The 3,196-nt window shown below is 69.1% G+C and carries 5 protein-coding genes; 2 read left to right on the forward strand and 3 right to left on the reverse strand.

Translation table 11 applies throughout. From position 1 onward, the window contains the following. Positions 1-193 precede the first annotated feature (193 nt). Together WBA11_RS02675 and WBA11_RS02680 are read right to left on the reverse strand one after the other, a co-directional pair. Positions 194-544 (reverse strand): transposase, encoded by a 351-nt coding sequence (locus tag WBA11_RS02675; protein ID WP_424519179.1) that lies wholly within the window; start codon positions 542-544, stop codon positions 194-196. 67 nt (positions 545-611) lie between these two features. Continuing rightward, positions 612-1,313, reverse strand: coding sequence for a hypothetical protein (locus tag WBA11_RS02680; protein ID WP_424519180.1), 702 nt, complete (start codon positions 1,311-1,313; stop codon positions 612-614). A 115-nt stretch (positions 1,314-1,428) separates the two neighbouring features. Here WBA11_RS02680 and WBA11_RS02685 point away from each other — a divergent pair, with 115 nt between their 5' ends. Continuing rightward, a complete protein-coding gene (locus WBA11_RS02685) occupies positions 1,429-1,998 on the forward strand; it encodes a Crp/Fnr family transcriptional regulator (protein WP_424519181.1) in 570 nt (189 codons plus the stop codon). 13 nt (positions 1,999-2,011) lie between these two features. On the opposite strand, the gene WBA11_RS02690 is transcribed toward WBA11_RS02685, so the two are convergent. Next, positions 2,012-2,623, reverse strand: coding sequence for a hypothetical protein (locus tag WBA11_RS02690; RefSeq protein WP_424519182.1), 612 nt, complete (start codon positions 2,621-2,623; stop codon positions 2,012-2,014). Between the two features lie 91 nt (positions 2,624-2,714). Here WBA11_RS02690 and WBA11_RS02695 point away from each other — a divergent pair, with 91 nt between their 5' ends. Then, complete coding sequence (locus WBA11_RS02695) at positions 2,715-2,909, forward strand: HNH endonuclease (RefSeq protein WP_424519183.1); 195 nt, start codon at positions 2,715-2,717, stop codon at positions 2,907-2,909. Positions 2,910-3,196: the final 287 nt, after the last annotated feature.

The raw sequence follows: 3,196 nt of genomic DNA on the forward strand, positions 1-3,196 counted from the left end.
GACCTGCCCCGAGGGCCGCCGCACGGCGACAGTGTCGAGCGCGACCTCGAACGGAGCCGAGTCGTCCCGTTGCCCCGGCGCCACGACAGCCGCGAGCGGGAGGCCGCGCCGGTCGATCACGAGCCGGTCGATCACGAGGTAAACCTCGGTCGTAAGATCGCCGCGTGACCGCCCCAGCGCATAGTCCGCCGGCTCACCAGCGCGAGCGGCCCGGTCGGCGGAGCCCCCCTTTTCGGGCGCCCTCGGCGACGCGCCAGGCCCGGACCGTAGTCGAGTTGACGCAGAAGGCCGACCACTCGATGAGTCCGACGCGGTCGAGCGGGCCGTCGTCGCGCCACCGCGCGAAGTGGCCGTAGACGGTCTTCCAGGGGCCGAACCGACCGGGGAGATCGCGCCCCTGGGCGCCGGTCTTGAGCACCCAGAGTACGCCGTAGAGCACGAGCCGGTGGTCCTTCCACTGGCCGCCCGGTCGGCGAGGACGCTCGAAGAGGTCGGCGATGGCCGCCCACTGGCGGTCGGAGAGGATGTGACGACGAGGGGCCAAGAGTTCGACGGCGGGTGAGGTCGCCGAGGCTACCGAATCACGAGGCAGAGCCTAGGCAGGGGCTAGCTCAGAAGACGATGCCGACATCGGCATGGAGCGACCCGTAGCGCCACGCGTCGTCGCCGAGCCCGTTCACCTCGACGCGCGCGGTCGAAAGCCGGTACCCGGCGCGGACTTCGACGCCGATCGTGGGGTCGGCGAACGGCGCGAGCGTGTAGCCAACGTCGAGTTGGCCGCCGACGCCGATCCCGAACTGGTGGAAGAACTCTTGCTCGCCCGAGTCGCCGACGAACCGGTCCTTGGTGAACACCGACGCCATCCCGACCGTCCCGCGGACGTAGGCGCCCGAGTCGAGCGGGTAGACCTTGAGCGACGGGCCGACGTCGACGGTGTTGAAAAAGTACCCCTCGGCGTAGCCGCCCTCGGACGGCTGCGTCCCGGTGAGCGAGCTGTTCACGACGACGCCGTAGAGCAGACCCCGCGTGAGCGGCCGGTGGTAGGCGACCTCGAGGCGGAATCCGGTCAGGGCGCCGTAGTCGCCCACGTCGCGGCGGGCGCCGTCGGGGCCGGCGTGGTAGCTCAGGCCCGCGTCGCGGAGGTCGCGCGAGCGGAGGAGCTCCTCGCCGCCCAGGACCTGGGGGAGCACCACGCCGACGGAGAACTCGAGCTGCTTCTCGGCTCGGACGTCGGGCGTCGTCTGGGCCGCGGCAGAAGGGGTGAGGTCCAATAAAGCCGCCAGCAGGGCGAGGGCGAGAGATCGGGTCGTCATGGGTTCGGTGTGTGTGGAGGAGGCCGTAGTATGGCCGTTCTTGTTTGGGCAGGGTTTCGGCCACTGCCGAGCTTCGCTCGGCCCGGTGGAGGCCCCCGTCGTCTGTCTCGATCCGATGTTGAACGCGTTCCGCCAATCGCTCTCGCCGCTCGTCGACCTCTCGGACCAGGCGTGGAGAGAGATCGAGGCTCGCGCGGTCCCCGTCGAGTTCGGGCGTGGGGACGTCCTCCTGCGTGTGGGGGAGCGGTCGGGACGGATCGTCTGGCTCCACAGCGGGGGCGTGAGGTACTACGCCCTCCGCGACGGGAACGAGCACGTGACGGGGTTCGACTTCGAGGGCGCCTTCGCAGGCGACTACGGCGACTTCTTCGAGGGCCGACCGGCCTCTCATACGGCCGAAGCCATCGAGGCCGTCGAGGGGCTCGCCATCACGAGCGCCGACTACCGAGCGCTGGTCGAACTCGCCCCAGGCCTCAGCGCACTAAAAGCCGTCGCCGCAGACCGGCTCGTCGAAGGCCTCCGGACCCGAGCGTCCGAGTCTCAACAAATCCCAGCCGAGGAGCGGTACCGCCGACTTCTCGACCGGAGCCCTCACGTGATCCTCCGGGTCCCTCAGTACATGGTGGCCTCGTACCTCGGCGTCACACCGGAGGCGCTGAGCCGGATCCGACGGCGACTCCGGTAGCGACACCCCGAGATCAGAAGCCGTACCCCACAGAGACGTTGACGAACGGCCGGATGTCGTACGCCTCGTGAACGACGACCGAGCCGTCCGTCATCTCGAACTGGACCACGCCATCGTCGAGCGTCGTCGCGACCGTCGGCCAGTATCGGACCGAGGGTTCCAGTCGGAAGCCACGTCCCAAGGGCAGGGCGTAGTACACTCCGGCCCCGGCCGTGAACGTGGTGTACTCGGCGGCGACGGCGCCCTCGACGGAAGCCTCGTGCCGGTGCGCCTTGAACTCGGCACGGACGTCGAGCCGTGGAGTCAGCCGGTATCCGAGTCCGAAACCGGTCGTCCACGGGACGTCGAGGTCGAGGCCGATGTCCCGGTCGGCCTCGATGAGGAGGGCGTCGTCGAACGTGTTGAAGTCGAGCGCGATACCGTGGGAGTACTCGGCGACGAACCGTCCTCGGTGGACCGACGCGGCGACGTTGACGCCCCCGAGGGCGATCTGGTTGAGGCCGGCCATGACCGTGACCCGGTCGTCGAAGGTGGGGTGCGGCGGGTCTGAGGAAGTGGGCTGGCCGAGCGCGCTCGGGGGTACGAGCAGGACAAGCAGGGCGAGCGTCAGAACGGGGTGGTCCATTGGTTCGGGAGTGGGGTGCCCGCCCAACATGCCCCGCCGGTGAGCCCGGAGTCATTGACCTGGATCAAGAACGGCGCAGACTGAGCACCGGATCTGCGGTCGGCGTTGTCCATCCGTCTACCGTCTCGTCGCAGCAGCCTTCGTCCCCAACCCCCACGGCGACCCGTCCGACGACCGGGCCGAGAACCTAGAGTGGGTCACGCGCGCCGAGAACATGCGCGGTCAAGCGCGACGGGCACGTCCCTCGCGGGCCGCCTGCTCGGCGATTCAACTGTCTCTCGTGTGATCAGGCATCGTGCTTCGGGAGTCCGCCACGACCCGTGCTAGAGCCGTCCCCAACGGGTATCGGGGTACGGATGTGGCGACCCCCAACACCGGACACGACGCTTCAAACCATGCGAACCCCCTCCGCCTCCGCTCTCTGTGGTCAACTCGGCGGCGGTGGCATCGCCATGCTCGGGTCGCTCTTCAACAAACGGCCGGAGACGCTGGACTACACGAGCGAGGTCGAGGACCAGTACGGCGAGGGCCAGTACGGCTCGGCGCAGTGCCGTCTCGACCGCCGTTTGAACC

The organism is Rubrivirga sp. (assembly GCF_049648075.1).
Taxonomy (GTDB): domain Bacteria; phylum Bacteroidota; class Rhodothermia; order Rhodothermales; family Rubricoccaceae; genus Rubrivirga.